The sequence below is a fragment of the Streptomyces sp. NPDC006265 genome (assembly GCF_040613555.1).
Lineage (GTDB): Bacteria > Actinomycetota > Actinomycetes > Streptomycetales > Streptomycetaceae > Streptomyces.
The window spans coordinates 1-1106 of the sequence record NZ_JBEXSH010001512.1 but is presented as its reverse complement, the minus strand read 5'-3'; the positions used below and the strand labels follow the sequence as shown (position 1 = coordinate 1106).

Below are 1106 nucleotides of genomic sequence, written 5' to 3'. Positions count from 1 at the left end.
GGTGCTCAGCCCGGCAGGCGGGAGACCGTCCCCGACCCGGTCCTCGCCACGGCCTTCGCGATCTTCACCGACCGTCCGTGCTCGGGCGGTGCGGCGCGTTCCCCTCCCCCGGTGCGCACGGCCCGACCGACCCCTTGCCCAACGCCCGCTCCCAGGAGGTCAAACGACGTGCAGCACCTCGGCAAGCGCAGCTGGGTGATCCCGGAAGGCTTCATCCCCGGCTCCAGCACCGGGCCGGAGGAGATGGCCAGCCACGAGACCGCATGCATCCTCAACACCGGTGACGCGGACGCCCATGTGGAGATCACCGTCTTCTTCCCGGACCGCGAACCCGCCGGACCGTACGAGGTCACCGTGCCCGCCCGGCGCACGCTCCACCAGAGGTTCAACGAACTCGCCGGCGAGGACCCGGTGCCCGTCGGCGCGGACTACGCGTCCGTGCTGGTGAGCGACGTGCCCGTCGTCGTCCAGCACACCCGCTTGGACAGTCGGCAGCCGGCCAACGCCCTGCTGTCGACCATCGCGTACTGCGCGGACTGACCCGTGAGCCGCGGAAACCGTCTGCTCCGGCGGGCGGCCGTGACGGCGCGGTCGGCGGGCGGCGGCGGGCGGAATCCCGGCAGGCCCTTGCGCGACCGCCTCGTCTCGGGTGCCCGGCTGTTCCTGCTTTCGGCCCTGCTGCTGGCAGGAACCGGCGCCTGCGGGCGGCTCATCGGGTGGGTGGCGCTGACGACGACCATCGGCCCGACGGCCTACCTGCTCCTCGCCCACCCCGGCACGCTGGGGTCGCGGTGGCGTGCCGCCGTCGTGGGCCACTCCTCGGCGGTCTGCATCGGGCTGGCCTGTCTGGCCGCGTTCGGCCTGTGGCGGCACCCGTCGATCGTCGAGCGGCAGCAGGACACCGCCGCGCAGATCGGCGCGCAGGCCCTGGCGGTGGGACTGACGCTGTTCACGCTGCACCTGCTCGACGCCCACCATGCCCCGGCGGCGGCCACCGCGCTTCTGATCACCTCCGGCATCTCCCGGTACCTGGCCGGTCCGGACTACCGCTGGCTCGTGCCGTACGCCGGGCTGCTCGGGGCGGTCGTGCTGCTGCTCTGCGACAT

General features: G+C 73.2%; 2 protein-coding genes. Both read left to right on the top strand.

The genetic code is table 11. The features are described 5' to 3' along the window. Window positions 1-540: sensory rhodopsin transducer (locus ABZ281_RS50265; protein WP_356665620.1), on the top strand; the 540-nt coding region annotated here is incomplete at its 5' end. Window positions 541-543: 3 nt separating this feature from the next. Beyond that, window positions 544-1106: HPP family protein (locus ABZ281_RS50260; protein WP_356665618.1), on the top strand; the 563-nt coding region annotated here is incomplete at its 3' end.